Below are 1238 nucleotides of genomic sequence, written 5' to 3'. Positions count from 1 at the left end.
GCTGTCGATAATCGTGTCTTTGCCATCCCCTAGATTATAGATATAGGTATCACGCCCGTCTCCGCCTTTAAGCTCATCATTGCCGCCGCGGCCTATCAGGGTGTCTTTGCCAGCATCGCCGTTGAGCGTATCAGCCGCGTTTGTGCCAATGAGTAGGTCGTTTTCTGTTGTACCGTCGGTGTTAACATCAAACAACTGGATGTTTCTGAAGTGGGAGTTAATCGTAGACGCGTCTCCCAAATTACCAAACACCAAATTGTTACCGCTACCGGTGAAGTAATCCCCCACCTTAATGGTAAAGGTCTGCCAATCGCCATTGGCCGTGTACTCATGGTCATCAATAAAATATTGGTCGAATGAGGCATTGCCCGTGCCATCCCCCGTTAACTCAAACAAGGCACCCGCCCCACTCGACACGTACGTATTCGAATCTACACCAATGACATGGCGCTTACCTAACTCGCTGACTTTGAATTCAAAGCGTAGATAGGTATCTTCGGTGACGGTATAGTCAAGCCCTGTCCTGCGCCAGATATCCCCCGTTAAGTCCAGCTGCTTGCCAGCACCACTGACACTGACGTTGCCAGGCATATTGCTACGGCTATAATAGTCAAATCGCTGAAGACTCAAGTCAATAGGTCTGGCGGTACGCAAGAACCGCTCAAACTCGCGACCGGTAAACTCGCCATCACTGAAGTGGATGTTATGCCTATATGCACGACCTTCATCATTATTCACCCACGTAAACCAATGCTCCAGTCTGACTTTCTCGCCTGTTTCCAGTAGGGTGATTACCAGATGACTGCCTTGTTTACTCGCGGTTACCTCATGCTTGGATATCCCTTCAAACACAATGCTGTCATTGCCATGGCGGTCGTCGATGACATCATTGCCATCGCCTTTGCGATACACATAGGTGTCATCGCCCTTACCGCCCGTAATGTCATCGTTGCCTTTGCCTGCTGCCAGTGTGAGGCCTATGTCCGAATAACGGTAATCGTATACATCGTTTTCATCACTGCCTGTGACAACAAACTGATTGGCAATGTCTTGTGCTTTCCATACCGTGCCATCGTCAAAAATGAATTCTTCAAGGCGTACACCACCGTTTCTTATACCCCTGAAAATACTGATAATGGGTGTATCATTTAACTGCACAATGATATCTTCACCCGCATTATGCAGGCTCAATGCCTCCGGCGTGATTCCCTCACCAAACATAATGCGGTCATACCCGC

Annotated in this window: 1 protein-coding gene; it reads right to left on the bottom strand. The window is 48.7% G+C overall.

Annotated features, from left to right (window positions below; genetic code table 11):
• Positions 1–1238 (bottom strand): calcium-binding protein (locus tag QQK00_RS18580; RefSeq protein ID WP_431307763.1); only part of this gene is annotated, 1238 nt, incomplete at both ends.

This window comes from Agaribacter marinus (assembly GCF_030160655.1).
Classification (GTDB): Bacteria; Pseudomonadota; Gammaproteobacteria; order Enterobacterales; family Alteromonadaceae; genus Glaciecola; species Glaciecola marina.
The sequence above is the reverse complement of the archived record's forward strand: the minus strand, read 5'-3'. Positions and strand labels throughout refer to the sequence as shown.